The sequence below is a fragment of the Sneathiella sp. D3-11 genome (assembly GCF_055809395.1).
Genome location: NZ_CM147911.1, coordinates 869,421 through 895,714 on the forward strand (window position 1 = coordinate 869,421; position 26,294 = coordinate 895,714).

Here is a 26,294-nt window from a genome sequence, read left to right on the forward strand (position 1 = left end):
GCCATGCTGGCCTATTTCATCATCGGTGTTTCGCTCCTTCTGGCTGTGATGATCGGCAGTCAGGCTATTGCAACGGCCGATCCTAAAAAACTTGTCAAGGCACTCAGAATTTCCGCCGTCATTATCTGTTCGGTCCTTGCAGGGTTCTTCGCGTTGACAGGGCGCTTTGCCTATGCGGGCCCATTTGTTGCTGCGGCGCTTTTCTTCCTAAGAAGCAAGCCTCTATTCAGTTCCCGCCGTCCCTCTACCGGGCAACAATCAGATGTAGAGACAGATTGGCTGCAGGCCTCCCTTAACCACGACACCGGCGAGATGGATGCCATGATCTTGCGCGGACAATTCGAAGGGCGGCAACTCTCCTCCCTTAGCCGTGCGGAGCTTGGTGAGTTTCATCACGAATGCGCCGATGACGAGCAAACCATAGCGATTCTGGAAAGTTTCATCGCCCGTAATTTTGATGAAGATTTCGAGGCAGAAGGCGGTAAAAGCCAGTCAAAGGAAGAACGCACCCGGGCGACAAGTAGCGACGGACCAATGACCCGGCAGGAGGCATTTGAAATTCTTGAACTTGGCAGTGACGCCTCAATTTCGGACATCAAGGCAGCCCACCGCAGGTTGATGAAGAAATTTCACCCTGATCATAATGGATCCGATTACATGGCCGCTAAACTCAATGAAGCAAAGGATGTTCTGCTCAAAACCTGAAAATCAGGGGTTGCCTTAGCGGCAGGCGAAATGCCATAAATTTTATAGTACAATCATCGGGTCAGATCAGCATGCCAAAAAAAGTTCGCAAAGCCGTGTTCCCTGTCGGGGGACTTGGAACAAGATTTCTTCCGGCAACGAAGGCCATGCCGAAGGAAATGCTCCCTGTCGTCGATAAGCCGCTTATCCAATATGCCGTTGAAGAAGCGCGGGATGCAGGCATCGAGGAGTTCATTTTTGTCACTGGACGCGGCAAGACCATCATCGAGGACCATTTCGACCGGTCCTATGAATTGGAAAGCGTCCTGAACGAGCGACATAAAGATGATGTTCTCCGAGAAATACAGGAAGGCGTGCCGAAAGCGGGCTCCATCGCCTATATCCGCCAGCAGGAACCGCTTGGTCTCGGCCATGCGGTCTGGTGCGCGAAACGCCTGGTGGGGGATGAACCGTTCGCCGTTATTCTCGCCGACGACCTGATATTGGCTGACACCCCCTGCCTTGCCCAGATGACTGAGGCGCGCGAAAAGATTGGCGGCGGCAATATGCTGGCGGTAATGGAAGTCCCTGAAGAACATACCTCCCGCTACGGTATTTTGGGTCCGGGCGCGGAAAATGGAAACCTGATCGAGATTAAGAGCCTCGTGGAAAAACCCGCCCCGGCGGACGCTCCTTCCAATCTTGCGGTCATTGGGCGCTATATTCTGGAGCCAAATATATTTGACCTCCTTGAAAACCAGGCCCGCGGTGCCGGCAATGAAATCCAACTCACTGATGCGCTCTCCACCATGCTCGGCGGCGATCCGTTCTTCGGCATGAAATTTGACGGCACCCGATATGACTGCGGCGATAAAATTGGATTTTTAGAGGCAAATATCGCCTTCGCGCTCCATCGCGAAGACATGAAGGTCGATTTAATGAACATTGTCAAAAAAATCGCCAATAAACTGTAGTATATCATCTCACGACTAATAGTACGGAGATTTTGCGATGCATATCGCTGTGATTGGGACAGGCTATGTCGGGCTGGTCTCTGGTACCTGCTTTTCGGAATTCGGGCATGATGTGATCTGTATCGATACGGATGCAGGGAAAATTGACAGCCTTAATGCTGGTGAGGTGCCAATATTCGAGCCCGGCCTGCAGGCGATGATCGAGAAGAACACCCGCTCGGGCTATCTCAAATTCGGGACGGACCTGAAAAGCGCTGTGGCCGGCGCGGATGCCGTCTTTATTGCCGTCGGCACGCCAAGCCGCCGCGGCGACGGGCAGGCTGATCTCACCTATGTCTATGCTGCGGCGAAAGAAATTGCCGCCGCCCTCTCCGGCTACACGGTGGTTGTTACCAAGTCCACGGTTCCCGTCGGGACCGGCAGGGAGGTAGAACGCATTCTGCATGAGACCAATCCGGACGCGGACTTTGATGTAGTTTCCAATCCCGAATTCTTGCGTGAAGGCGCCGCGATCGAGGATTTCATGAGACCCGACCGCGTGATCGTCGGCACGACGGAGCCCCGTGCGCAGGAGGTGATGTCGGCGATTTACCGACCGCTTTCTCTATTCCAGACACCTCTTGTCTTTACCAGTCTAGAAAGCTCCGAGCTTACGAAATATGCGGGTAATGCCTTCCTTGCGACCAAAATCACTTTCATCAATGAAATTGCGGACCTTTGCGAGAAAGTTGGCGCGAATGTCCATGATGTCGCGCGCGGCATTGGACTGGACGGGCGAATTGGCGCGAAATTCCTCCACCCCGGCCCCGGTTTTGGCGGCTCCTGCTTTCCCAAAGATACCCGCGCGCTTTACCAGACCTCGGTCGAGGCAGAGGCCCCAATGCGCATTGTCGATACCGTCATCGATATCAATGAAAAACGCAAAATGGACATGGCCGCACGAATAGTCGACGCCTGCGGAGGATCCGTATCAAGCAGAAAAATTGCCGTCCTCGGCCTCACTTTCAAGCCCAACACCGACGATATGCGCGAGAGCCCGAGCCTTGATATCATTCCGGCATTGGTCAAGGCCGGAGCCGTCGTCCGGGCCTATGATCCCGAGGGCATGGAAGAAGCGCGCAAGCTCCTCGACGACGTGGAATTCTGCGACAGCTCGTACGCCACAATTGAGGGGGCGGATGCCCTTGTCATCATCACCGAATGGAATGAATTTCGGGCATTGGACCTCAAGCGGGTCAAATCCATGATGAAGACGCCTGTCATGGTAGATTTACGGAATATTTATGATCCTCATGATATGGCTATCAAAGGGTTTACCTATCGCAGCATTGGGCGCCCGACGTAAGTTCAGGAAATCCGGGAAGTAACATTAAATGACCAAGCATGAGTTCAACCCAACCATTTTGCGCGAATATGATATCCGGGGGATCATCGATGAAACCCTATTTGATGAGGACGCCGAAGCCATCGGCCGCAGCTTTGGAACCCTTCTCAACCAAGGGGGATATGAGAATGTCGCCATTGGCTATGACGGGCGCAAAACATCCCCGAAGCTGAAGACAGCCCTGATCAAGGGTTTGACCTCAACAGGAATTGATGTTTTCGATATCGGTATGGGTCCGACCCCGATGCTCTATTACGCCACTTATGCCCTGAAATCTGGCGGCGGGATCATGATCACCGGCTCCCACAACCCACCAAGCCATAACGGCTTCAAGATGATGCTGGGCGGCAAATCTTTCTATGGCGAACAGATACAGGAACTTGGAAAATTAAGCGTCTCTGGCCCATTTGAAGAAGGTTCGGGACGCGTTATTGACCACCCCATTATGGAAGAGTATCTCGCCCGACTGTTGCAGGATTTCGTCGGCGGTCGCGACCTGAATGTCGTCTGGGATTGCGGCAATGGTGTCACCGGCGAGGGATTACGCAAGCTGGTCGCCAAGCTTCCCGGTAGCCATATGCTGCTTTTTGATGAAATCGACGGCAGCTTCCCAAATCATCACCCCGACCCAACGGTCGCTGAAAACCTCGAAGACCTGATCAACACTGTAAAGGGAGTGAACGCCGATCTGGGAATCGCCTTTGACGGCGACGGTGACCGCATCGGTGTTGTCGATGGACAGGGACGTATTCTCTGGGGCGATCAGTTGCTCGCCGTCCTTTCAAAGGAAATTCTCGCCAACAGTCCTGGCGCTCCGATTATTGCCGATGTGAAGGCGAGCCAGATCCTATTTGATACCATACGCGATCTCGGCGGAGAGCCGATCATGTGGCGGACCGGCCATTCACTGATCAAATCCAAAATGCAGGAAGTGAACGCCCCTCTCGCCGGGGAGATGAGCGGTCATATCTTTTACAATGACCGCTACTATGGCTATGACGATGCGCTCTATGTCGCGCTCCGTCTGCTCAATATTGTCGGAGCGAGCGCTCAGTCCCTGGATGAGATGCGTGATGAGCTCCCGGAAATGATCAATACGCCGGAACTGCGCTTTGCCTGTCCGGATGAAGAAAAATTCGGCGCCGTCACCCGCATTCAGGATGCCCTTGCGGCGGCTGGTGCCAATTATTCCGATATTGATGGCGTTCGGGTTAGTACGGAGGATGGCTGGTGGTTGCTGCGTGCGTCAAATACGCAGGCCGTTCTGGTCGCGCGCTGTGAAGCCAAGAATGATGAAGGGTTGTCCCGCCTCAAATCCCAGCTTCAACAAGCACTATTAAACGCGGAGGTGGATGCGCCCACTTTCTAGGCGTCAATCCTTCGCTTTATTTGGTGCGTAAAAGGCAAGCTTGTGCCCTTCCTGATCGCGGAAGTACCCGAAGAATAGTTGACCAGCGCCGCGCGGTCCCGGCGCACCTTCGTCCGTCGCACCAAGCTCAAGCGCTTTGGCGTGCATCTTTGACACCGTTTCAGGGCTATCCAGCAACAGCGCCGACATTGTCCCATTGCCAAATGTTGCTGGCTTCCCGTCATGCGGCTTGATAACGCCAAGCATGGGCTGGCCTCGCGCCACACTCCACATTTTCAGGTGATCTTCATTGACGACGCGCTTCGCCCCGATTTCACCGAGCAGTGCTTCATAAAACTCCGCGGCTTTATCAATGTCATTCGTTCCCAGGGTTATGTAACCGATCATCTATTTTTCCTTTTTATCTGATGTCCCGAAAATTACAGACGCAAGCTACGCGGATTTTGAAAATCTGTATAGCCCCCTATTATTGAACGAAAAAGGGCCGGATCAAACGATCCAGCCCTTTCCCATCCATATACATCACAAAGCCATACATGACGCTACGCGCTTTTAAATACGCATGTATATGCGACTAGCTAACCTTGCCCTTCTTGGGCTTTTTCATGCCGACCCAAGATTCACCCGACGCCATCACACAGGTTGCGCCATTCGGTTGCGTCAAAACAATTGTCCAGGTAACCCCATCGGGGCTCGAAAACAGTTCAAGCACGCTTCCATTCGCAGCAAGGCCCGCCGCAACCGGTGCCTCTTCAAATTTGCCGCCCAAATGCTTCATTAGTGCGGTTCGCTCAAAGCACACATTCTGGGCTGTTGCGTCTGTCACTTGGAATGAAACCAACGTGGCTGCGATAAAGAGCACTGCAAGTCCAAAAGAAATGACAGAGCGCATGCCGACATTACGAATGAGAAAATGTCTGGTATGGTTAATAAAGCTTAACATACGCTCCTCCTTTTCCGCGAATTTGTCTCGTCATTAACCCCACGGAAAACAAGGAGACCTATCGCTATGGTGAAAAGCGTATAGATTAAAGGTTAATAATAAATTAGCCGGCCCCATTAAAAGGGCCGGCTATCATATTGTTGAGGTTCTCTGACGGATACGAGGTAGGGCCTTTGCCTTTCAGCACGCTATCTCCGGAGCATTGAATACCCCTTTTAGAGGGCTTTACTCAACAACTGCCAAGCGATACCGGTCACGACCGACCCTGAAATACCGAGGAAGAGATACAGACCGAACACAGGCTTCTTAACCAGGCCGAAAACCGCGATTGCCGCCGGAATAGAAGAAACTGCTCCAGCCGTCATAAAGGCCATCGCTGCACCCTGAGACATACCCAGATCGATAAGACCACTGACCAGCGGAATGGCGGCATATCCGTTCAGATAGCTTGGGATACCTACCAAAACAGCCAGAGGAATGGCGAAGAGATTATCCTGCCCGACAAACGCCTCGATAAAGCTGGTGGGGATATAGGTCACCATCAGACTCTCGATGAGGAAGGCAAGGATCAACCAGCGACCGATCAGCCAACCGTTGGACGCTGCCGCACTGGCGAACTGCCGCGTACGATCTGAATTTTGCCAGAACTTCCACTCAACCTCGACCGGACCGGTGAGCGATATTTTCTTGCGGCAACCAGAAAGTTCCCCCTTCAACGGATCAAGTGCCCATCCCTTTCGTTGCAGGAGATATACAGAAGCCCCGGCAAACAGGCCGAGTAAAATGGCAATTACAGCTTTACCAACCGCGAACTCGAAGCCGATTCCGACGGAGGTCAGCACAAAAATTTCCGGGTCCATGATTGGTGACGCGATCCAGAAGGCCATCACCGGCGCGAGCGGAACACCGGCGGTCAAAAGAGACGCGACAAGCGGGATAACCCCGCAGGAGCAAAAGGGAGAAAGCGCCCCAACCACCGACGCGGCGGCGATCGCCGTCATGGGTGATCCGGAGAAAGCCCGCGCGATCAGATTATCGGCTCCGGTTGCCGAAAAGTAGGCCGCAAGGCCGATGGCAAGGGCAAAGAAAGGCGCCATACCAACAACTGCGTCCCATAAAAATAGCAGACTGACGGGGAGATTGGCAGGATCGAAAACCGCCACCAGAAGGACTATAAAAAGTGCCGCAAGAATAACCCGGTCACTTAGCAGAGCCCATAAACGGGACTTACCGTGAGATAGATTTTGTAAAGCTTCATTAAGAGACATATTCATATTTCCAGATTAGTCGAATTAATAAACAGGTAACACCGACTCTGAAACTTTGCAAGAAGTTATTTCGACAATTGTCGAAATATAGGAATTTTGGCTTGATTAGCCTTCTTCGGCCAAAATCTCGGCCTTAGGGAGGTCAACGCCCATGCAGCATTTATCGGTTAGAAGCTCAACCAGCCCTTCCACCTTTTTATAATTGACGAAACAGCGCAAGGTGCGACTTTCTCGCTCCTGCCGGATCAGTCCGCCGCTGACAAGATGGGAAATATGATGGGACAAGGTTGATGCGGGAATATCCAGAAGTGCCTGTATCTCACCCACGGCCAATCCGGCCTCCCCTGCCTGCACCAGATACTGCATAATCCTCAACCGGACAGGATGACCAAGCTTCGCAAGCGCGACTGCGGCTTCTTCAGTCTCCATCATTTTGGATCTCTTTCACGCTCGACCGTGGCTATAGTTTTTCGACTTTGTCTTCAACGCCCGGCAAATTCAGCGACTTGATTAAATGGCGCAATTCATGGCGCGCCGCCACATGGCTCATGGACATCTTAACGCCAACGCCCTTCTTGTTCAAATCGAGCATTGTCAGGCCCTTGAGAAAAAGCTCGCGAAATACCACTCGTTCACCGAAACCGGGGGCCGCGCGAAAGGAAATGCGCGCCGCCAGTTTTTTCAGGATTTTCTCGATATGGCGCTTATTATGGGCATCCGTATGAGAAAGCCGGTTGCGCATCACCACCCAGTCAATCTTGTGATTATCGATCAATGCCCGACGTTTACGCTGTTCCCAGACCATTTCGCTATACCAGCTTGGTTTTTCAACCTCGAGGCTGGACCCATTAACCGTCGCTAGCAAATCAAGGTCGATAAAGCTGTCGTTCATCGGTGTCAGCAGGGTATCTGCAAAGGAATGGCCCAGTTTGGAAATGAAGCTGTCAGCACCCGGGCAATCGACGACAACGAAGTTATTTTCATAGACGAGTTCCTGTAGAGCCCCGACAAATCTTGCGCGCTCATCCGATTGTGCCTCGTCCATATTCTTCTTCGGGCTCGGCTCGATCACCTTAAGCGACGGCATCGGCAGTTGAAGATTTTTCTTCGTTATGAAGCTTTGCCGGTTCTCGATATATCGCCCAAGGGTTTTCTGCTTACCGTCAAGATCAATGGCCCCGACCTTGAAGCCCATCGTCAGCAAGGAAATGATGATATGCATGGCGGTTGTGGATTTCCCGGATCCGCCTTTTGCATTTCCCACCACAATTATATGCGCACGAGTGGGCTGCTGATCTTTTTCAGAATTTGAGTCGTCCAAAGTCACCGTCACGTTTGACACGTTTTATTCGCCCCCAGCAATTCTCACCGCCGCCAACTAGCTTCCAACATCTGATATGATGCGGTAATTTAGTAAACCAGCCACCGGTACAAGACAAGCATCATATCCAGATCGGATTTACAAAAAGTTGACGGAAGATGGAAATCTCGCTCATTCATGAACGATTGGCTGATCGGGGTGGAAGGCGTAATGAGCAAAGGCAAAATCGACGGTATAGACAATATCAATGTAACCCGTCTCCGTCCGACGACGAACCGTTACATTACCGATATCGACCCCTTCCCCGATAACTCCGGCATCAAGCGCAGAATTCTGCCCTTTCTCCCATTTCAGAAGGAGGCCATCTGATGTTTCAATCCGTTTTTCCTGCCGGAGGAAGTCGAGCGCCCAGGCGCGCCCTTCGGCAACAACGACCCGCGAAAGCGCCGCAACATTTTCTGGCAAGTCCCCGTTATACATGAAAGGTTGCCAGGCGCTGTCATATTGCTGATACGGATTTAGTCCGTAGCGACGAAAATTTTTATCATTCGGAACAAGAATTTGGCCATTTGGCATTCTTTCCTTGAACTTGGCGAAAGATTCGATTCTCACCGGCAGCATATCCAGCTCCATCCCGGTGAGTTCCCCGATAATCGCCTGGCCTACGAACTGCTGCCACCAACTTTCCGTCTGCCGATCGTACATGACCAGATCAGAATGGCGGAGTTTCCCGGTCGTCCCGAAATCGAGGATCATATCTCCCTTCGAAGGGTGGGTTATCCGACGGTCAAAGACAAGTGACGCATTACAAAGCGGGCAAAAGGTCACTGCAATTGGAACACCGCCAATTTCATCATTCACAATTTCATGCCAGATAAGGACCTGAAGCGGATAGGCCTTTGCCTCCCCATTCACTACGACACCAATCACCGGTTCGGTCGATTTAAGATGATCGGCCTCGGCAACCGGGATAAAAGCCGGGTTATCGATTGCCGGAATGCCGTCCTTCGGGACACCGCCATTTCGAATTTCATCAAATGGCACGTCGCTTTTAGAAAAATCTGTGTCTGGCCAGAACTTCGCCCATAGCTCTGGATTTGCGGACGCGTCTACGGCGCCAAGGAGTGGTGCAAAAAAGCTTAGAAGAAGGAGAGCATAAATTCGTTGCATGCCTTATTCTAGGAATATTGACACAGATTTAAAAATCAACCCTTTGTGATTGAAGGGAAAACTGTTAGGGACGGCTATGTCTTTGGATGTTGAAAATATCGTAATTGGCGCCGGCGTTATCGGCCTCGCCATCGCCCGGACCCTTGCGGTAGCGGGCCGTGACGTGCTTGTTTTGGAAAGATCAGCGCATTTCGGGGAGGAAACGTCGTCGCGTAACAGCGAGGTTATCCACGCGGGTATCTACTATCCTAAAGACAGCCTGAAGGCGCGCTTTTGTGTCGAAGGGAAGAAGCGGCTTTATGACTATTGCGTAGCCCGCCATATCCCACATCAGCGATGCGGCAAGCTGATAGTCGCCACGTCGGAGGCGGAGCTGGAAACCCTCGATTCTCTGGCGGCGAAGGCGGCCGCCAATGACGTTGATGACATAGAATATCTTTCGCAGGATGCGGCCATAAAGATGGAACCTACGCTCAACTGCACAGCCGCCCTTCTCTCCCCGTCCACCGGGATTATCGACAGCCACCAGCTCATGCTCGCCTATGTGGGGGAGATAGAGGATAACGGCAGCGCCATTGCCTATAACACGCCGTTCGAGACGGCCGAAAGAACGAAGGAAGGGTTCGCAGTCACTGCAGATGGGACAACTGTTCAATGCCGTAACCTGATTAATTCGGCGGGGCTCTCTGCGCAAGAGATCGCCGCGAGTATTTCAGGCCTTGCACCGGCACATATTCCCACGCGCTATCTGACCAAGGGCAGCTATTTCACCATGACAGCGCGCGCGCCCTTCTCGCATCTCATATATCCGGTGCCAAATACGGCGAGCCTCGGTATTCATGTGACTCTTGATCTTGCAGGGCAAATCCGGTTTGGACCCGATCAGGAATGGATCGACCAAATCGACTATGAAGTTGATCCTGCCCGCTGCACAGATTTTTATGAAGCGATCCGCCGATATTTCCCGGCGCTGCCCGATGACAGCTTGATCCCAGCCTATTCCGGCATTCGCCCGAAAGTTCAGACCCCGGACGGCGCCGCCGCCGATTTTGTCTTATCTGGCGAGCAGAATCACAATATTCCGGGGCTGGTTAATCTCTTTGGAATGGAAAGTCCCGGACTAACCGCCAGCTTGCGAATTGGAGAGGCTGTAATGGAAATGCTCGATCAAACTGAGCGATTGTGAATCGCCTGAATAGGCGATTTTGCGCCAAATCAGCGTTATCAGGGCAGATTATTTATTTCTTTTCCATGCTTCAGGTGGAAATTTTGCAAATCCTTTCCCGAATTTGGCGCAAGGATGCTGCGAACTTTCAATATGGGCAAAATTTGAATTGATTTCGTGCAAATTTAAGAAAATATCAAGCTTAGAACGCTATATTAGCTAAATATTTTTTGGGGCTTGTAATGACAGTATTTTCTGCGAAAGAGTTCGACAATCACGAAGATGTTCTGTTTTTCCATGATCAGAAGTCGGGGCTAAAGGCAATTATCGCCGTTCATGACACCACCCTCGGCCCAGCACTTGGCGGAACGCGCATGTGGGATTACAAAAGCGAGGAAGAGGCCATCGCCGATGTCCTCCGCCTCTCCCGCGGAATGACATATAAATCCTCCCTCGCCGGGGTTAATCTTGGCGGCGGCAAGTCGGTCATCATAGGCAACGCCCACACAGATAAGACACCAGAACTGTTTGAAGCCTTCGGTCGTGCCGTCGATCAACTGGGCGGCACCTATATCGCGGCGGAAGATGTCGGCACCACCGTGCCAGATCTTGAAATCGCCCGCCGATCCACCCGACATATTGCTGGAATTACTGAAGGAAATAGTGGCGACCCCTCTCCCGCGACAGCTTGGGGTGTTTTCCATGGCCTGCGTGCAGCGGTTAAACTCGAACTGAACAAGAGTGACCTTTCCGGCGTTAAAGTCGCAGTGCAGGGTCTTGGCAATGTCGGATATGGGCTGTGCGAGCTGTTAAAGGAGGCCGACGCTGAACTGATTGTCACCGATCTTAATAAAGCCGCTGTCGAAAAAGCCGTGCAAAATCTCGGTGCGACCGCCGTCCCCCTCGATGCGATCTATGATCAGGAAGTTGATGTCTTCGCCCCATGCGCGCTTGGCGCCATTCTCAATGACGACACGATCCGCAGGTTGAAGGCCCGTGTTATTGCCGGGTCCGCCAATAATCAACTGGCAGAAGATCGTCACGCGAAAATGCTTATGGAAAACGGCATCCTCTATGCACCGGATTACGCAATCAACGCGGGCGGCATCATCATCATCAGCCATGAAGGACCGCAGTTTGACCGCGAGAAAGCAATGCAGCAGGTCGCAGGCATATATGACACATGCCTCAGTATTTTCGAGAGGGCAAAGCGTGAAAAGGTAACAACCGCCGAGATCGCCGATAAAATTGCATTAGAGCGGTTAGAACGTGTTCGCAATGAAAAGGCTGAGCTCGCTCTCGCAAGTTAAGAAGCAGTTCAGGACCAGCGGTTATGGACCCAGAACCAGTGGTCCGGCCGCTCGGTTATCCATTGCTCATACGTCTCATTGATCGCCTTCAAAAGCGCAAAGACATCCGCTTTCCGGTCGCCCATGCGCGATGTTTCAAGCGCGGGATAGATGGTCAGGCGGCGGCGCCCGCCCTCCAACCGTTCGGCACGCATTGGATAAACGGGCACATCCATCTTGCAGGCAATCTCAGCCACCGCTGGAGCGGTCATGGCTTCGTGCCCGAAGAAAGGCACCGCAACGCCGGTATTCAGCTTCTGATCATTGAGAAGGACAATCGCCCCGCCGTTCCGCGCCGCTTTTAAAATGGTGCGCGCGCCTTCATTCCCTTTCGGCACAAAACGATAACTTGGATCGGCGCGCATTTCCTGAAAATATTTTTCAACAAGCGGATTGTTAGCTGCGCGATAAATACCAGTCGCGCGCTTTCCGAACCGCCGCCCCACCAATGCAACAAGTTCCCAGGGGCCATAGTGGGCCGTCACAAAAAAGGCCGCCTTGCCATTTTCGACATGAGCGGTCAAATATTCCTCCCCGACAATCTCAACAGCTTCCGTATCATCAAGAATTTCCCGGTTAAACGGAATCTCCCCGACATTTCGGCCAAGATTGTCCCACATACTGAAAAGATTTTTCTCAACATCACGGTCTGTCATGCCAGGAAGAGCCATTTTCATATTCTCCCGTGCAAGACGGTGAACGTGCATGCGTGGCCCAACTTTACGGGCAAGCCAGCCGCCAAAACGAGCGGCCCGATCCCGGCCCAGCAGTCGAAAAATAGCCATCATGATTCTAACGGCTATCCATTCCAGGCGATATTTAATGGAAATTTTTTCCAAGTACTACCCTTCCTTCAGAACCGAAAGTAGAAGAGTTTTCAGTTTATCCGGCGCAGCAAAAGTCATATCAACATCAAAAACGGTAACCATCATCTTTGCCTCTAGCGACAGCCTGACATAGTCCTTTCGGGTCGTAACCAGAGCCGCATTTTCCGTCGCTGCCGCCTCAACCATACTCATAATTTCTTCTTTTTTATAAATATGATGATCGGCATAGCTAAAGTGATTTATTAATCCACATCCAGCGTCTTTAAGGCTCTGAAAAAATTTCTCAGGGCGGCCGATACCGGCAAAGGCAAACACCTTCTCTCCGCTGATCCCATCGATGGATTCACGCGGAACTAATCTAGACTTAAACACCGGTTTTATATTATTTAATTGGTTTTTTAAGTTATTATCTGGATTTTCGCCAACAAGGATAACTGCGTCGGCTCGACAAAGCCCCGCAGCAAGGGTTTCCCGAAGCGGCCCCGCAGGAATCAATCGCCCGTTCCCTACGCCATACTCTGCATCCAACACGAGGAGCGAGAAATCCTTTTCAAGCGTCGGGTTCTGAAAACCGTCATCCATGATAATCACATCCGCCCCTGCCTCCGCCGCGGCACGCGCACCAGCAACCCTGTCCTTAGCAACCCATGTCGGTGCTGTCTCGGCAAGGATCAAAGGCTCATCCCCCACCTCTTGAAATGTATGCACATCGAGCACAACACGGATAGGGCCCATCAGGCTTCCGCCATATCCCCGTGTCAGAAAGTGCGGTCTCTTCCCTTCAGCCAGAAACAGCCGAGCGACAGCGATGGCAACCGGTGTCTTTCCCGCGCCCCCGGCCACCACATTGCCGACACAGATTACCGGCGCGGAAACCTGTGCTGACTTTTGCGAAGCACGGTGACAACGGCTGATCCCTCCATATAGCCAGGCAACCGGCGTCAAAAGATCGGGAAGCAAACTTTTGCTATCGCGCTGCCAGAACTGGGGCGTTTTCATTGCATCCCTCCCGCGAGGAGATCTTCGATCCTGGCGAGCGTCTTCTGCAGTGTTTCAGTGCCGCCCGCGACAACCTTGCCCGCGCGGATTACCATCTCCGCCCGTAGCGCTGGATCGCCTAACAAATCGCCAACGGATTTTGCCAGTGTTTGAGCATCTGTGACAGTCAGGCTCGCATCATGCTTATCGAAACTCTGCATTACATCAGTGAAATTATCCATATGCGGCCCGTGCAGCAACGCACAATCAAGTCGCGCTGCCTCCAGCGGGTTCTGCCCGCCCGTCGGCACTAACGATCCACCGATAAAGACAATCGGTGCAATCCGATAAAAAAGGCCAAGCTCTCCAATGGTGTCCGCAATATAAACTTGAGTTCCAGCCTCAATTGTATTGCCATCGGACCGCTGCACCACCGCAATCCCCTGCTCCACCGCGAGCGCCGCCACTTCCGCGCCTCGTTCGGGATGGCGCGGGACAATCAAGGTTAGCAGGTGCGGATATGTCTCCAAAAGCCGACAATGTGCCGAGAGGATGAACGTTTCTTCCCCCCGGTGGGTACTAGCTGCAAGCCAAAGCGGTCTGGCTCCAACCGCGACCGCCATGCTTTCAATCGCCTCAGGATCAACCGGCAAGGGTTCAGCGGCAAATTTGAGGTTACCAAAACATTCCACAGAATTCGCCCCAAGATCGCGCAGCCGCGCGGCGGTTTCTTCCGATTGGGCAGAACAAAAGCGAAAACAGCAGAGCAGTTTTTTCGAGAAGCCGAAAGATTTCCGCCAGGTTTGATAGGACTTTTCCGTGATCCGCGCATTTGCCATCATCATCGGAATCCCGCGACCGGCACTTTCAACGATCAGATTGGGCCAGATTTCCGACTCCATCCAGATTGCCATGTCCGGTCGCCAATGATCAAGGAACCGTTGCACCGCGTCTTTCTTGTCAATCGGGACATACTGGTGAATGGCACGATCCGGCAGGCGGTTCGCCATAATCTCCGCCGAAGTGCGGGTGCCGGTCGTTACCAGAATATGCCGCCCAGACGACCGCTTCAACAGCCCGTCAATCAGCGACAGAGCCGAAACCGACTCCCCAACGGACGCGGCATGTATCCAGATGAGCAGCCCTTCCGGTCGCGCGCGAGAAGCATTCCCCAAGCGTTCCGGGAACCGCTCCGGGTCTTCTTTGCCCACCGCGAGTCGCTTTTTCAAATGCCGGTTGAGGATCGGCGTGCCAATCCACAGCAGGCCATTATAGAGGGCCATCTGCATCAGAGTTCTGCTGTCTTCTTATGCGGCTTCACGGGCTTATCACGAGATTCCGGAGCGACTGGCTCCCGCCCGCAGGCCTTATCTGCAGCATGAGTAATTTCGTTGAGGCTGTTCTCAATTGCATCGCGCGCCTGCTGATAGGCACCGTTTTCATCTCTCCGTGGTACCTCGACCCCATCACCCCAGATAACAACGCCCCGGCTGAACGGCGCGGCGAGGAGAAAGCGATCCCAGCTACCAAGTATTCTACCCCGCGTGGTTGAGAAGCTAACCGGATAGACCGGCAAACCGGACATGGCCGCAAGACGAACGACTCCCTCCTGCGCGCGCATACGTGGCCCGCGCGGCCCGTCCGGAGTAATAACCGCCACCTCCCCCTTTTTCAGGATCTTCAGCATCTGCTTAACCGCAGCCGCCGCACCCTTTGTCGCGGACCCTCTTATACTCTCCTGTCCCCAATGCTTAATCGTGCGGGCGATAATCTCCCCATCGCCATGGTGGGAGATCATGACATGAACCGGCGTCTTGCGCTGAACGGAGATCGGCATCATCAACAGGCGACCATGCCAGAAGGCAAGGATAAAGGGTTTGCCTTCGCTCATCAGGGCGTGCGGTGCCTGCCCATTGATAACCTCCCAGTGACTGGTGCGGTGGACAAGCCAGATATAACCCGCCGCCAACAGGCTGATCACAGCCTTGGCGCCGTTGCTTTTCAGTATTTTCTTAAATAACTTCAAATATCTGTGCTTTCACCGGGTTATCCCACGCCCCGATATATCTTGCCCGACCCGCCAATTCCAGCCTATTCACCAAAAAATCACCTTTTTCATCGCCATGGATTGCAGCGCTTTCAATATCTCACTAATCTATCTGCCAACCATCGATCGCAAAAAACGCCTACCGCCAAAGCAAAAACTAAAGAAAAGCAGCCCATGACAAGCATTGCTCCAGAAATTCTCCCCTCCGCCTGTCCGCATGACTGCCCGTCCACATGCGCGTTGGAGATTGAACGGCTGGGACCGCAGCAAATCGGCCGGGTACGCGGCGCGGAAGACAACACATACACCGCCGGCGTAATCTGCGCGAAGGTCGCCCGCTATACAGAGCGGACCCATCATCCCGACCGTCTGATGCATCCCATGCGTCGGGTTGGCCCGAAAGGCAGCGGCGAATGGCAACAAATCAGCTGGGACGACGCCCTTGATGAAGTAGCAGATGCGTTCCTGAAACGCGAAGCCGAGTATGGCAGCGAAACCATTTGGCCCTACTATTATGCGGGAACAATGGGGCTTGTGCAACGGGACGGGATCAACCGGCTGCGCCATGTCAAAAAATATTCGCGGCAGCAGTCCACAATCTGCACCATGCTGGCCTGGACCGGCTGGAATGTTGGAACCGGATCGCTGCACGGGACCGATCCAAGAGAAATGGCAAAATCCGATCTTGTGGTCATCTGGGGGACTAATGCTGTTCACACCCAAGTCAATGTGATGACCCATGCGACCCGCGCCCGCAAAGAGAGAGGGGCGAAGATTGTCGTCATCGACCCCTATCGCAATCCGACGGCGGCAACCGCCGACATGCATCTCTGCCTCCGGCCCGGTACAGACGGCGCGCTTGCCTGTGCGGTCATGCATATCATGTTCGCGGAAGGCATGACTGATCGCGCCTATATGGAAAAATACACCAAAGGCGCGGCTGAGCTGGAAGAGCATCTTAAAACCCGGACACCGGAATGGGCCGCCGAGATAACAGGCCTCACGATTGAGGAGATATATGAATTTGCGAGGCTTTATGGCCAGACGAAGAAGTCCTTCCTCAGGCTCGGCTATGGCTTTTCGCGGAGCCGGAATGGTTCTGTCAACATGCATGCCGCAAGCTGCCTCGCCGCTGTAACCGGTTCCTGGCAATATGAAGGCGGCGGCGCTTTTCACAACAATGGTGCCATTTATCACTGGGATAAAACCCTTGTCGAAGGTTTGGATGCACGTGATCCATCCATCCGCAATCTCGATATGTCGCGTATTGGACCGGTACTCACCGGCGATAAGCGAGACCTTGGCGATGGGCCGCCGGTTACCGGATTGCTGATCCAGAATATGAACCCGATGGATGTCGCGCCGGATCTCACGAAAGTTCATGCCGGCTTCGCGCGCGACGATCTTTTCGTCTGCGTGCATGAACAGTTTATGACGGAAACCGCGAAAATGGCGGATATCCTGCTGCCCGCCACAACCTTTGTGGAGCATGATGATTTTTATCAAGGGGGCGGACAGAATCATATCATGATGGGCGGGAAGATTATCGAGCCACTTGGTGAATGCCGCTCCAACCATGAAGTTATCTCTGGGCTCGCAAAGCGCCTCGGTGCGAAACATCGCGGGTTCGAGATGACGGAAATGGAAATAATCGATGACACCCTGAAAATATCTGGCTGGCCCGACGCGGAAAACCTGACCGCCAGCAAATGGCATGACTGCCAGATTCCGTTTGAAGAGGCGCATTACCTGAACGGTTTTGCCCATTCCGACAAGAAGTTCCACTTCACACCTGACTGGTCACGCATGGGGCCAAATTTTGAGGGCATGCCGTCCCTGCCCGATCATTGGGAGGTGATTGACCAGACAGACGCAGAGCATCCCTTTCGTTTGGTGACAGCGCCAGCGCGGAATTTTCTCAACTCATCTTTCACCGCGACGCCTACCTCGCTAAAGCGGGAGAATCGACCGACAGTCAAGATCCATAGCAGCGACGCCGCCAGACTTGGCGCAGATGATGGAGCTGTTGTGCGTCTCGGCAACCGGTTGGGGTCGTTATTAATTCATGTAGAGGTTTTTGATGGCCAGCAGCCCGGCACCGTGATTTCTGAAGGGGTCTGGCCCGGAAAGCATTTTATCGAGAAAGTCGGGATCAATATCCTTATCAGTGCAGAGGCCGCTAAACCCAACGGTGGCGCAGTGTTTCACGATACCGCAATCTGGATCAAGCCGGAACCTGCCCCGTCAGATTAGGCCAAGGTTGCGAAGTTCCGCGGCCATTTCCTCGGACATCTCCCCTTCGCTATCTTCGTCGGCTTCACTTTCCTCTACCAGATCACGAAGGTCACGCGGGGCATCATCATCTTCCAGATAGCGCCATCCCTGATGCGGATTGCGCGAAAACAGTTCCGTCTCGATCAATTCGGAATCAAGGATCAGGCCGCATTTCTCGCCCTCAGAGTCAAAAAGCCGTTCAAGCTCCACGACCTTCTGGCGCGCCGCGATATGACCCTTGATAATCCAATATACGGAGCCCCCCTCTAGCAATTCTGCCTCACGGGTCGGACGTTGTTTCGTGACATGACAAAGCGGGCCCGCAATCAGCCGTCGTGACTGATTGGCGCGCAGCTGATCCACCGTCGTGATCCCGACGCTAACGATTAGAAGATGTACTGACATATCCTGAAGATACTCCGAAAGGGCCTTGCTTGTCCAGCTAACCCGGATTAATCGACCTTATTCTTCAAAGCCCTGGCAACACTACTCACCGGCGGACGTCCAAGATAATCAGATATAAACCATGCTGTCTTGACCAACTTCTTAAGATCGAGCCCACTATCAATCCCCATTCCGTCCAGCATATAAACAACATCTTCTGTCGCCACATTTCCCGTTGCACCCGGCGCATAGGGACAGCCGCCAAGCCCGGCAACGGAGCTGTCGAATTTCGAGATGCCCATTTCCAGCGCCGCGAAGTAGTTCGCCAGCGCCTGACCATAGGTATCATGAAAATGCACGCCCATAACATCAAGCGGGATAACATTGGCCACAGCTTCGATCACCTGCTTGGTGCGGGTCGGTGTACCGACCCCGATAGTATCGGCAATGGAAACTTCGTAAGCGCCCATATCATATAGATTTTTGGCGACATCGGCCACCGCTTCTGGGGCGACTTCCCCCTCAAACGGACAGCCAAGCGCACAGGAAATACTTGCACGGTAGGGAATGCCCGCCGCTTTGGCGGCGTCTGTAACCGGGACAAACCGTTCCAAGCTTTCAGCAATGGAACAATTAATGTTTTTCAGGTTGAACGCTTCTGACGCCGCACTGAAAATTTCGATTTCGTCAGCCTTGGCGGCAATCGCTCCTTCATACCCTTTCATATTCGGTGTCAGAACCGCATAGGTAACATCATCATAACGAGAAACCTTCGCCATCACATCGGCAGTATCCGCCATCTGTGGCACCCATTTCGGGGAGACAAAGCTTCCAGTTTCAATTGCAGTCGCGCCCGCCTCGACCAACCGCTCGATCAATTCAACCTTGATATCCGCCGGGACCATCTGCTTTTCATTCTGCAGGCCGTCCCGCGCACCGACTTCAAAAATACGCACCTTGGAGGGAAGCGTCATGATGTTTCCTCACTTTCAAGGCAGACAAGCACTGTGCCATCATCCACCTGGTCTCCGACGTCAAAAAATATCTCTTCAATAATGCCGTCCCGCGGGGCCGTTAATGTATGCTCCATTTTCATGGCCTCCAGAACAACAAGAGGATCGCCCTTCGTGACTGGTGCACCCGATTCGATAAATACCTGAATAAGCTTTCCAGGCATGGGCGCCGTGATGGCACCAGCCCCCGCTTGCCCTCCGGCATCATCAAAATCATCAATGATCCGCGTCAGTTCAACCTGCCGCCCGGTTGTCATGACAATAATTTTGTTACCCTGGGTCACTGCCGCAGCGGACAGCTTATGTCCGGCGATATCCACAAGAAGACCACCATCCGCCGTCCTTTCCGCCTGCACTGGGAGCACGCCAGTCGGCAGATCGATCAGATAGCCTCCCCTTTCATAAACGACATGGGTGGTGACTTCCATCTCGTTTATCTCGAACTTGAAATCATCATGGCCAGTATCATTAGGTCGCCAGCCGGTAAGATCATCCCAGGGCGAATAAGGATCATTTGTCGCGGCACGAATCGCTTTATGAGCTTTCTCCCGCTCCAGCAGGAGATGCGCCACGGCAATCGCCATATCCTTATCCGACGGGGTCAGCGGGGCCGGCACCAGGTCATCCTTGAAACGGTCGATAAAACCAGTATCGAGATCCTTCGCCGCAAAAGATGGATGGTCAGCGATATTACCGAGGAATGCGAGGTTCGTCGCAACACCCGCCACCTGATATTCATCAAGGGCGGCACTCAATTTCTGAAGCGCCAAATCGCGCGTTTCATCCCAGACAATCAGCTTTGCGATCATCGGATCATAGAACGGCGTCACCGTGTCACCTTCCCGCACGCCGGTATCAATTCGCACTCCGTCCGATTCCCGAGGTGGGCGCAACCGGAGCAATTGCCCCGTCGCTGGCAGGAAATCATTCGCCGGGTCTTCGGCATAGAGCCGCACCTCGAACGCATGGCCGGAGATGGAGAGGTTTTCCTGCGCACAAGGGAGTTCACCCCCCGCAGCAACCTTCAACTGCCATTCCACCAAATCCTGCCCGGTGATCATTTCCGTCACCGGATGCTCCACTTGCAGGCGCGTGTTCATCTCCATGAAGTAAAAGGCATCTTCCTTCAACCCGTTGGAGACATCGGCGATAAATTCAATGGTGCCTGCCCCAACATACCCAATCGCTTTGGCCGCTGCGACGGCTGCGGCCCCCATGGCCTCTCGCATCGTCTCAGGCATATCCGGCGCCGGTGCTTCCTCGATCACCTTCTGATGCCGCCGTTGCAGGGAGCAATCGCGCTCGAACATATGCACCGCATTACCATGGGAATCAGCGAAAACCTGAATTTCGATATGGCGAGGCTTGGTGAGGAATTTCTCTATCAGTACACGATCATCGCCAAAGGCCGACTTTCCTTCGCGCTGCGCAGACGCCAAAGCCGCCGGAAATTCGCTTGCGGAACTCACGCTCCGCATTCCCTTGCCACCACCACCAGCGACCGCCTTAATCAGGACAGGATAGCCAATCTTTTCCGCTTCCTTCGCCAGCATATCGGAATCCTGCCCTTCCCCATGATAACCCGGTACCACCGGCACCCCGGCCTCGACCATCAGGGCCTTTGCTGCGTCTTTCAGTCCCATCGCGCGGATCGCATCCGCGGGTGGGCCGATAAAGACAACACCTGCCTCTGCGCATTTCTCCGCAAACCCCGCATTTTCAGAGAGGAAGCCATAGCCGGGATGGATCGCCTCGGCCCCGGTCCCGCGCGCAACCTCAAGCAGGGTATCCCCCTTCAGGTAACTCTCCGAGACTTCTGCCGGGCCGATCAGGACGGCTTCATCCGCCATCTCGACATGGCGGGCATTGGCATCTGCCTCGGAATAGACGGCAACCGTCCGGATGCCGAGCTTCGCCGCCGTGGCCATGACCCGGCAGGCAATCTCTCCGCGGTTCGCTATGAGTATTTTTTTAAACACCGGTTATATATCCTATTTAGGTTAAATAGTGTGCCAGACGGGCTTGCGCTTTTCAAGGAAGGCTTCGACCCCTTCCTTCCCCTCATCTGTTGCCCGACGGCTTGCTATGCGCTCCGCTGTTTCCTCAATCATATTCTGATCAATTGGACGATCCGCGACCGTATAGATCAGGTCTTTTGAATCCGCCATAGCGCCCGGCGCATTCTTCATAATCTGCTCCAGCAGTTGGTCCCGTGCTTCGGCAAGATGATGTACATCTTCAACTACTTCGTGCAACAGGCCAAGACGATGGGCTTCTACCGCATCAAATACTTCCGCTGTAAGGAAGTAACGGCGACAGGCGCGAATACCAATTGCCTCTACCACATAGGGCGAGATCACGGACGGAAGAAGACCAAGTTTCACTTCGGAAAGACAGAATTTAGCGGCTTTGACCCCGATGGCGATATCGCAGGCGGCGACGAGACCCAGTCCCCCGCCATAGGCCGCGCCCTGCACCAGCGCGATGGTTGGCTTCGGAATGGCATGAAGGTTTTTCAGCATTCTTCCCAAAGCAATGCTGTCCTCGCGGTTATCTTCATCCGTAAAATGAGCCGCCCGCTTCATCCAGTTTAGATCCGCACCTGCACAATAGCTCTTGCCTGCTGCCGCAACGACGACAGCACGCACACCTTCCTGATGACCGACATCCTCGAACATATCGCCAAGGCGTTCGATCAGTTCCTCATCAAAGGCATTGTGCACCTCTGGCCGGTTGAGGGTGATGGTTGCAATACCATCAGTGGAAAAATGCAATACGGCTGATTCTTCACTCATAAAACTCTCCTACATTCTGAACAGGCCGAACTTTGTCGGCTCAATTGGCGCGTTAAGGGCAGCGGAAATACCGAGCCCCAAGACCATCCGGCTCTCCGCCGGATCGACAATACCATCATCCCAGACACGGGCGCTCGCGAAATAGGGATGGCCTTCCTTTTCATATTGCGCTTCGATCGGCGCTTTAAAGGCGGCTTCTTCTTCCGCGCTCCAGCTCTCGCCGCGCGCCTCCATCCCGTCGCGCTTGACGGTGGCGAGAACCGAGGCAGCCTGCGGTCCGCCCATCACTGAGATACGGGCATTCGGCCACATCCAGAGAAGGCGCGGGCTATAGGCACGACCGCCCATACCATAGTTTCCAGCCCCGAACGAACCACCAAAAATCATCGTGAATTTGGGAACCTTCGCAGTTGCGACGGCGGTCACCAACTTGGCACCATCCTTGGCGATGCCGCCTGCCTCATATTTCTGGCCAACCATGAAACCCGTGATGTTCTGCATGAAAACAAGCGGGATATTCCGCTGGCAGCAGAGCTCAATGAAATGCGCGCCTTTTACAGAAGACTCGGAAAAGAGTATGCCATTGTTTGCGAGAATGCCAACGGGATAGCCATGGATATGGGCAAAACCGGTAACCAGCGTCGTGCCGTAATTCTTTTTGAATTCATCGAATTCGGAACCGTCGACGACGCGGGCAATAATCTCCCGCACATCGAAAGGCGTGCGCATATCCTTCGGGATCAGGCCGTAAATTTCCTTCGGATCATAGAGCGGTGGTCTGGGTTTACGCAGCTCAAGCTGCATCGCTTTCGGCTGGTTGAAGTTGGCAACGCAACGCCGCGCGATCTGCAAGGCATGTAAATCATTCTCGGCCATATGGTCGGTCACGCCGGAGGTGCGCGAATGCACCTCAGCCCCACCGAGGTCCTCAGCGGAGACGACTTCCCCCGTTGCTGCCTTCACAAGGGGCGGACCCGCGAGGAAGATAGTGCCTTGATTGCGCACAATAATGCTTTCATCACACATCGCCGGAACATAGGCCCCGCCCGCAGTACAGGATCCCATAACAACCGCAATCTGCGGGATGCCAAGGGCAGACATATTCGCCTGATTATAAAAGCTCCGACCAAAGTGATCGCGGTCGGGAAACACATCCTGCTGATTGGGAAGGTTCGCCCCGCCGGAATCGACAAGATAAATACATGGAAGCCGGTTTTCCAGTGCTACTTCCTGCGCCCGAAGTTGCTTCTTGACGGTCAGCGGATAATAAGTGCCACCCTTTACCGTCGCGTCATTGCAGATGATGATACATTCGCGCCCTTCAACCCGGCCAATTCCGGTGATGATCCCAGCAGAATGAATATCCCCGCCATACATATCCCACGCCGCCATCTGGCTGAATTCCAGAAAAGGAGAACCGGGATCGAGAAGCTTGCGCACCCGCTCACGCGGGAGAAGTTTTCCGCGGGAGAGATGCTTGTCGCGCGCACGCTCCCCACCGCCCTGCTTGATGGTTGCCACTTTTTCCTTCAAATCCTCGACGAGGCCCGCCATATGCGCCGCATTGGCCTTGAATTCGTCACTCCGGGTATTGAGGCTGCTTTTCAATACAGTCATCTAGGTCATTTTCCTTTTCAGCACGCGAAAATCGATTGCTTGGCGAAAGTCGCCCTATGTGTTACGGATTTGCCTCTACGCAAGAAACAATAAAGGAGCCATAAATGGCCTATAATCCATTTGATCTGACAGGTAAGGTCGCCCTCATCACTGGCGGAAACGGAGGCATTGGCCTTGGCATGGCGGACGCCATTGCGCAAGCAGGTGGCGACATCTGCATCTGGGGTACAAACGAAACCAAGAATGCCGCCGCCGTTGAAAGCCTCAAAGCTCACGGTACGAAGGTTTCCTCTCTCATCTGTAATGTTGCGAAAGAAGATGAGGTCAAGGACTGCTTTGCCGAGACGCTGTCGCAATTTGGCCGTGTTGACGGATGCTTTGCGAATGCGGGCGTAAGCTCGGGCAAGAAATCCTTCCTGGATATCGACGACGAAGAATGGCATCGCATCCTCGATATCAATCTCGATGGCGTCTTTTATACGTTCCAAGCCGCGACGAGACATATGGTGGAGCGCGCCGAGAATGGGGATCCGGGCGGACGCCTCATCGGCACAGCCAGTCTCGCTGCCATTTCTGGCGCTGCACGAAACGAGCATTACGCGGCGACAAAAGGCGGCGTCATCTCCATGATCCGCGCACTTGCTGTGGAATTCGCCGGCAAGGGCATCACTGCAAACGCGATCCTGCCCGGCTGGATTGAAACCGCGATGACGGAAAATGCCATCGCCTGGCAGAAATTCTCCGATGCCGTTAAACCGCGCATCCCGGCCAAGCGTTGGGGCCAGCCCGAAGATTTTGGCGGCATGGGCGTTTATCTGATGTCGGACGCCAGCGCCTACCACACGGGCGATACCATGCTGATCGACGGCGGCTATTTCCTCTTTTAAGTTCGCTACATCTTCCGGCTCCGCAAAGGCGGGGTCGGAAATCTGAAAATCTTGCGTCTCCAAATTCATTACCACCCCCCTGTCTCAAGCCATTCATCAAGCTGACCCACGCGATCCGCGCCCCAGAAGCGCTCTCCCTCAACAATGAAAAACGGTGCGCCGAAAACTTTCCTGTTGAACACGGTATCCTCAACCGAGGCCTTGAAGGCCGCCTTGATCGCGTCATTTTGCACAGCTTCCATAAAAGCGGCACGATCAACGCTGGTCTCTTCCGCAATGTCGGCAACGATCTCGATATCGGAGATATCCTTGCCCGAGACGAAATAGGCGGCGAAGATTTTCTTCGCGAACTCGACGGCTTTTCCCGGATCCTCGCGCGAAATCCACAGGAATCCACGGGATGCACCCAGGGTCAACTTCGGAAAATCCGCCGGCATGACAAAGGGGATATTGTGATAGCGGGCGGTTCGCTCAAAATCCATCCGTGAATAGTCCCCTTTCAGGGGATATTGCGTCAGCGGGAAGGTTTTCTCCCCTTGCATGGCAACGCCGAGCATAAAGGGATGCCAGTTGACCTCACGACTATGCTTTGCCGCAATCGGCTCGATCAGGCAACTGCCAAGATAGGCATAGGGGGATGAGAAATCGAAATAAAAATCAATGGGTTTAGACATATTCTTAAACCACTACCCCATCGCCAGGTTGCGCGCAATCACCAGCTTTTGAATATCAGATGTGCCTTCATAAATCTGGCAAACCCGGACGTCGCGGTAAATTTTCTCGACCGGATAGTCGGCGATATAACCATTGCCGCCGAGGGTCTGAATCGCTCCAGAGCAGACCTCTTCCGCCATTTCTGACGCAAAGAGTTTCGCCATGCTTGCCTCGGTCAGGCAAGGCAGTCCCGCGTCTTTCAGGCTTGCCGCATGCAGCACCATCTGCCGTGCAACCTCCAGCTTGGTTGCCATATCCGCAAGGCGGAAGCCGACTGCCTGATGTTCGATGATTGTTTTGTCAAATGCCTTGCGCTCTTTTGCATAGGCCAACGCATGTGCCAGTGCCGCGCCGGCCATACCGACGCTCTGCGCGGCAATACCGATGCGCCCTGTTTCCAAATTGGCGAGTGCAATGCGATATCCCGCCCCCTCCGGCCCGAGCATATTCGCCGCAGGAATATGTATATCATCTAAGGCGATCTGGCAGGTGTCGGAGGCTTTCTGACCGAGTTTTTTCTCAACCGAGACGACGCGATACCCTTCGCTGATCGTCGGTACAATGAAGCAGCTAATTCCCTTCTTTCCGGCATCCGGATCCGTGACGGCAAAAACCAGAGCAATTCCGCCAATCTTGCCCGACGTGATGAATTGCTTGGTGCCGTTCAGGACGTAATGGTCCCCTTCCTTACGGGCTCGGGTTTTCAGCGCGGACGCATCAGAGCCCGCCTGCGGTTCGGTAAGGCAGAAAGCGCCAATCTCTTCCCCCTTGGCAAGCTGTGGGAGGAAAGCCTCTTTCTGCGCCTCGGTTCCTTCCTGCAGAATCGCGGCGCAGCAGGGTGAGTTGTTAACGCTCATCACCGTAGAAACCGCTCCGTCACCGCCTGCGATTTCTATCAGCGCAAGGGCGTAGGAGACATAGTCAGCCGCCGCCCCGCCATAGCTTTCCGGCACCGTCATGCCCATCAGGCCGAGGGCTCCCATCTCGTTCAGAACGCTACGCGGGATGGCAGCAGCATCTTCCCATTCTACGGAATGAGGGGCCAAACGATTTTGCGCAAAGTCACGCGCCATGTCGCGGATCATGGTCTGCTCTTCGGTTAAAATCATCTAGCCTCCTCCATTTTGCGTG

At 53.7% G+C, this 26,294-nt stretch carries 25 protein-coding genes; 8 read left to right on the plus strand and 17 right to left on the minus strand.

What is annotated here, in order from left to right; genetic code table 11:
- Positions 1-3 precede the first annotated feature (3 nt).
- The 4 genes from AC0L73_RS04615 (at position 4) to pgmG (ending at position 4,411) form a co-directional block, all read left to right on the plus strand.
- Complete coding sequence (locus AC0L73_RS04615; RefSeq protein WP_473654998.1) at positions 4-705, plus strand: DnaJ domain-containing protein; 702 nt, start codon at positions 4-6, stop codon at positions 703-705.
- Between the two features lie 71 nt (positions 706-776).
- Positions 777-1,658: a UTP--glucose-1-phosphate uridylyltransferase GalU gene (galU, locus tag AC0L73_RS04620; RefSeq protein WP_473654999.1), complete on the plus strand. Its 882-nt coding sequence runs from the start codon at positions 777-779 to the stop codon at positions 1,656-1,658.
- A gap of 37 nt (positions 1,659-1,695) precedes the next feature.
- Positions 1,696-3,003, plus strand: coding sequence for a UDP-glucose dehydrogenase family protein (locus AC0L73_RS04625; RefSeq protein WP_227949858.1), 1,308 nt, complete (start codon positions 1,696-1,698; stop codon positions 3,001-3,003).
- A 28-nt stretch (positions 3,004-3,031) separates the two neighbouring features.
- Positions 3,032-4,411 carry a phosphoglucomutase/phosphomannomutase PgmG gene (gene pgmG, locus AC0L73_RS04630; RefSeq protein WP_227949856.1) on the plus strand — a complete coding sequence of 460 codons (1,380 nt, stop codon included), beginning with the start codon at positions 3,032-3,034 and terminating at the stop codon, positions 4,409-4,411.
- A gap of 3 nt (positions 4,412-4,414) precedes the next feature.
- Here the strand turns inward: pgmG and AC0L73_RS04635 are convergent, their stop codons facing one another.
- The 6 genes from AC0L73_RS04635 to AC0L73_RS04660 form a co-directional block, all read right to left on the minus strand.
- Positions 4,415-4,798 carry a VOC family protein gene (locus AC0L73_RS04635; RefSeq protein WP_227949854.1) on the minus strand — a complete coding sequence of 128 codons (384 nt, stop codon included), beginning with the start codon at positions 4,796-4,798 and terminating at the stop codon, positions 4,415-4,417.
- 187 nt (positions 4,799-4,985) lie between these two features.
- Positions 4,986-5,354 (minus strand): hypothetical protein, encoded by a 369-nt coding sequence (locus tag AC0L73_RS04640; protein WP_227949851.1) that lies wholly within the window; start codon positions 5,352-5,354, stop codon positions 4,986-4,988.
- Positions 5,355-5,569: 215 nt separating this feature from the next.
- The gene (locus AC0L73_RS04645) at positions 5,570-6,622 is read right to left on the minus strand and encodes a permease (RefSeq protein ID WP_473655000.1); all 1,053 of its coding nucleotides are present in this window, start codon (positions 6,620-6,622) and stop codon (positions 5,570-5,572) included.
- 105 nt (positions 6,623-6,727) lie between these two features.
- Entirely contained in the window at positions 6,728-7,051 is a 324-nt protein-coding gene (locus tag AC0L73_RS04650; protein WP_415776516.1) for an ArsR/SmtB family transcription factor, read from the minus strand.
- 31 nt (positions 7,052-7,082) lie between these two features.
- The gene (locus tag AC0L73_RS04655; RefSeq protein WP_227949845.1) at positions 7,083-7,964 is read right to left on the minus strand and encodes a division plane positioning ATPase MipZ; all 882 of its coding nucleotides are present in this window, start codon (positions 7,962-7,964) and stop codon (positions 7,083-7,085) included.
- A 150-nt stretch (positions 7,965-8,114) separates the two neighbouring features.
- On the minus strand, positions 8,115-9,113 hold the full coding sequence (locus AC0L73_RS04660) for a DUF3179 domain-containing protein (protein ID WP_473655001.1): 999 nt from the start codon (positions 9,111-9,113) through the stop codon (positions 8,115-8,117).
- 76 nt (positions 9,114-9,189) lie between these two features.
- Between AC0L73_RS04660 and AC0L73_RS04665 the strand changes: the two genes are divergently transcribed.
- Both AC0L73_RS04665 and AC0L73_RS04670 read left to right on the plus strand, forming a co-directional pair.
- Positions 9,190-10,299 (plus strand): NAD(P)/FAD-dependent oxidoreductase, encoded by a 1,110-nt coding sequence (locus AC0L73_RS04665; RefSeq protein ID WP_473655002.1) that lies wholly within the window; start codon positions 9,190-9,192, stop codon positions 10,297-10,299.
- A gap of 221 nt (positions 10,300-10,520) precedes the next feature.
- On the plus strand, positions 10,521-11,588 hold the full coding sequence (locus AC0L73_RS04670) for a Leu/Phe/Val dehydrogenase (RefSeq protein ID WP_473655003.1): 1,068 nt from the start codon (positions 10,521-10,523) through the stop codon (positions 11,586-11,588).
- A gap of 8 nt (positions 11,589-11,596) precedes the next feature.
- On the opposite strand, the gene AC0L73_RS04675 is transcribed toward AC0L73_RS04670, so the two are convergent.
- From AC0L73_RS04675 to AC0L73_RS04690, 4 genes are read right to left on the minus strand one after another with little or no spacing between them, the layout of a single operon-like run.
- Entirely contained in the window at positions 11,597-12,466 is an 870-nt protein-coding gene (locus AC0L73_RS04675) for a lysophospholipid acyltransferase family protein (protein ID WP_473655004.1), read from the minus strand.
- Between the two features lie 3 nt (positions 12,467-12,469).
- Positions 12,470-13,453: a tetraacyldisaccharide 4'-kinase gene (gene lpxK / locus AC0L73_RS04680; protein WP_473655005.1), complete on the minus strand. Its 984-nt coding sequence runs from the start codon at positions 13,451-13,453 to the stop codon at positions 12,470-12,472.
- A complete protein-coding gene (locus AC0L73_RS04685) occupies positions 13,450-14,721 on the minus strand; it encodes a 3-deoxy-D-manno-octulosonic acid transferase (RefSeq protein ID WP_473655006.1) in 1,272 nt (423 codons plus the stop codon). Before AC0L73_RS04685 ends, lpxK begins: the two co-directional genes overlap by 4 nt.
- Positions 14,721-15,458 carry a lysophospholipid acyltransferase family protein gene (locus AC0L73_RS04690; protein WP_227949830.1) on the minus strand — a complete coding sequence of 246 codons (738 nt, stop codon included), beginning with the start codon at positions 15,456-15,458 and terminating at the stop codon, positions 14,721-14,723. The genes AC0L73_RS04685 and AC0L73_RS04690 overlap by 1 nt, the downstream gene beginning before the upstream one ends.
- Positions 15,459-15,653: 195 nt before the next feature.
- Here AC0L73_RS04690 and AC0L73_RS04695 point away from each other — a divergent pair, with 195 nt between their 5' ends.
- Positions 15,654-17,732, plus strand: a complete 2,079-nt coding sequence (locus tag AC0L73_RS04695) for a molybdopterin oxidoreductase family protein (protein WP_227949828.1) — start codon at positions 15,654-15,656, stop codon at positions 17,730-17,732.
- Here AC0L73_RS04695 and AC0L73_RS04700 read toward each other — a convergent pair.
- Genes AC0L73_RS04700 through AC0L73_RS04720 form a run of 5 tightly spaced genes read right to left on the minus strand, consistent with a single transcriptional unit; the run spans position 17,724 to position 23,562 of the window.
- Positions 17,724-18,158, minus strand: coding sequence for a DUF1489 family protein (locus AC0L73_RS04700; protein ID WP_473655007.1), 435 nt, complete (start codon positions 18,156-18,158; stop codon positions 17,724-17,726). The genes AC0L73_RS04695 and AC0L73_RS04700 overlap by 9 nt on opposite strands.
- A gap of 47 nt (positions 18,159-18,205) precedes the next feature.
- Positions 18,206-19,111, minus strand: coding sequence for a hydroxymethylglutaryl-CoA lyase (locus AC0L73_RS04705; protein WP_227949824.1), 906 nt, complete (start codon positions 19,109-19,111; stop codon positions 18,206-18,208).
- The gene (locus AC0L73_RS04710; RefSeq protein ID WP_473655008.1) at positions 19,108-21,129 is read right to left on the minus strand and encodes an acetyl/propionyl/methylcrotonyl-CoA carboxylase subunit alpha; all 2,022 of its coding nucleotides are present in this window, start codon (positions 21,127-21,129) and stop codon (positions 19,108-19,110) included. The genes AC0L73_RS04705 and AC0L73_RS04710 overlap by 4 nt, the downstream gene beginning before the upstream one ends.
- Before the next feature lie 21 nt (positions 21,130-21,150).
- Positions 21,151-21,945 carry an enoyl-CoA hydratase-related protein gene (locus AC0L73_RS04715; RefSeq protein WP_473655009.1) on the minus strand — a complete coding sequence of 265 codons (795 nt, stop codon included), beginning with the start codon at positions 21,943-21,945 and terminating at the stop codon, positions 21,151-21,153.
- Between the two features lie 9 nt (positions 21,946-21,954).
- Positions 21,955-23,562, minus strand: a complete 1,608-nt coding sequence (locus AC0L73_RS04720; RefSeq protein WP_227949818.1) for a carboxyl transferase domain-containing protein — start codon at positions 23,560-23,562, stop codon at positions 21,955-21,957.
- A gap of 104 nt (positions 23,563-23,666) precedes the next feature.
- Between AC0L73_RS04720 and AC0L73_RS04725 the strand changes: the two genes are divergently transcribed.
- Complete coding sequence (locus AC0L73_RS04725; RefSeq protein ID WP_473655010.1) at positions 23,667-24,449, plus strand: SDR family NAD(P)-dependent oxidoreductase; 783 nt, start codon at positions 23,667-23,669, stop codon at positions 24,447-24,449.
- Between the two features lie 68 nt (positions 24,450-24,517).
- Here the strand turns inward: AC0L73_RS04725 and AC0L73_RS04730 are convergent, their stop codons facing one another.
- Complete coding sequence (locus tag AC0L73_RS04730) at positions 24,518-25,123, minus strand: DsbA family protein (RefSeq protein ID WP_473655011.1); 606 nt, start codon at positions 25,121-25,123, stop codon at positions 24,518-24,520.
- A gap of 12 nt (positions 25,124-25,135) precedes the next feature.
- The gene (locus AC0L73_RS04735) at positions 25,136-26,272 is read right to left on the minus strand and encodes an acyl-CoA dehydrogenase family protein (protein ID WP_473655012.1); all 1,137 of its coding nucleotides are present in this window, start codon (positions 26,270-26,272) and stop codon (positions 25,136-25,138) included.
- Between the last annotated feature and the right edge of the window lie 22 nt (positions 26,273-26,294).

Coding starts and splice junctions, on each gene's coding strand:
- AC0L73_RS04615 (WP_473654998.1), top strand. CDS start 4: ATGCTGGCCTATTTCATCATCGGTGTTTCGCTCCTTCTGGCTGTGATG.
- galU (WP_473654999.1), top strand. CDS start 777: ATGCCAAAAAAAGTTCGCAAAGCCGTGTTCCCTGTCGGGGGACTTGGA.
- AC0L73_RS04625 (WP_227949858.1), top strand. CDS start 1,696: ATGCATATCGCTGTGATTGGGACAGGCTATGTCGGGCTGGTCTCTGGT.
- pgmG (WP_227949856.1), top strand. CDS start 3,032: ATGACCAAGCATGAGTTCAACCCAACCATTTTGCGCGAATATGATATC.
- AC0L73_RS04635 (WP_227949854.1), bottom strand. CDS start 4,798: ATGATCGGTTACATAACCCTGGGAACGAATGACATTGATAAAGCCGCG.
- AC0L73_RS04640 (WP_227949851.1), bottom strand. CDS start 5,354: ATGTTAAGCTTTATTAACCATACCAGACATTTTCTCATTCGTAATGTC.
- AC0L73_RS04645 (WP_473655000.1), bottom strand. CDS start 6,622: ATGTCTCTTAATGAAGCTTTACAAAATCTATCTCACGGTAAGTCCCGT.
- AC0L73_RS04650 (WP_415776516.1), bottom strand. CDS start 7,051: ATGGAGACTGAAGAAGCCGCAGTCGCGCTTGCGAAGCTTGGTCATCCT.
- AC0L73_RS04660 (WP_473655001.1), bottom strand. CDS start 9,113: ATGCAACGAATTTATGCTCTCCTTCTTCTAAGCTTTTTTGCACCACTC.
- AC0L73_RS04665 (WP_473655002.1), top strand. CDS start 9,190: ATGTCTTTGGATGTTGAAAATATCGTAATTGGCGCCGGCGTTATCGGC.
- AC0L73_RS04670 (WP_473655003.1), top strand. CDS start 10,521: ATGACAGTATTTTCTGCGAAAGAGTTCGACAATCACGAAGATGTTCTG.
- lpxK (WP_473655005.1), bottom strand. CDS start 13,453: ATGAAAACGCCCCAGTTCTGGCAGCGCGATAGCAAAAGTTTGCTTCCC.
- AC0L73_RS04685 (WP_473655006.1), bottom strand. CDS start 14,721: ATGCAGATGGCCCTCTATAATGGCCTGCTGTGGATTGGCACGCCGATC.
- AC0L73_RS04695 (WP_227949828.1), top strand. CDS start 15,654: ATGACAAGCATTGCTCCAGAAATTCTCCCCTCCGCCTGTCCGCATGAC.
- AC0L73_RS04700 (WP_473655007.1), bottom strand. CDS start 18,158: ATGTCAGTACATCTTCTAATCGTTAGCGTCGGGATCACGACGGTGGAT.
- AC0L73_RS04705 (WP_227949824.1), bottom strand. CDS start 19,111: ATGACGCTTCCCTCCAAGGTGCGTATTTTTGAAGTCGGTGCGCGGGAC.
- AC0L73_RS04715 (WP_473655009.1), bottom strand. CDS start 21,945: ATGAGTGAAGAATCAGCCGTATTGCATTTTTCCACTGATGGTATTGCA.
- AC0L73_RS04720 (WP_227949818.1), bottom strand. CDS start 23,562: ATGACTGTATTGAAAAGCAGCCTCAATACCCGGAGTGACGAATTCAAG.
- AC0L73_RS04725 (WP_473655010.1), top strand. CDS start 23,667: ATGGCCTATAATCCATTTGATCTGACAGGTAAGGTCGCCCTCATCACT.
- AC0L73_RS04730 (WP_473655011.1), bottom strand. CDS start 25,123: ATGTCTAAACCCATTGATTTTTATTTCGATTTCTCATCCCCCTATGCC.
- AC0L73_RS04735 (WP_473655012.1), bottom strand. CDS start 26,272: ATGATTTTAACCGAAGAGCAGACCATGATCCGCGACATGGCGCGTGAC.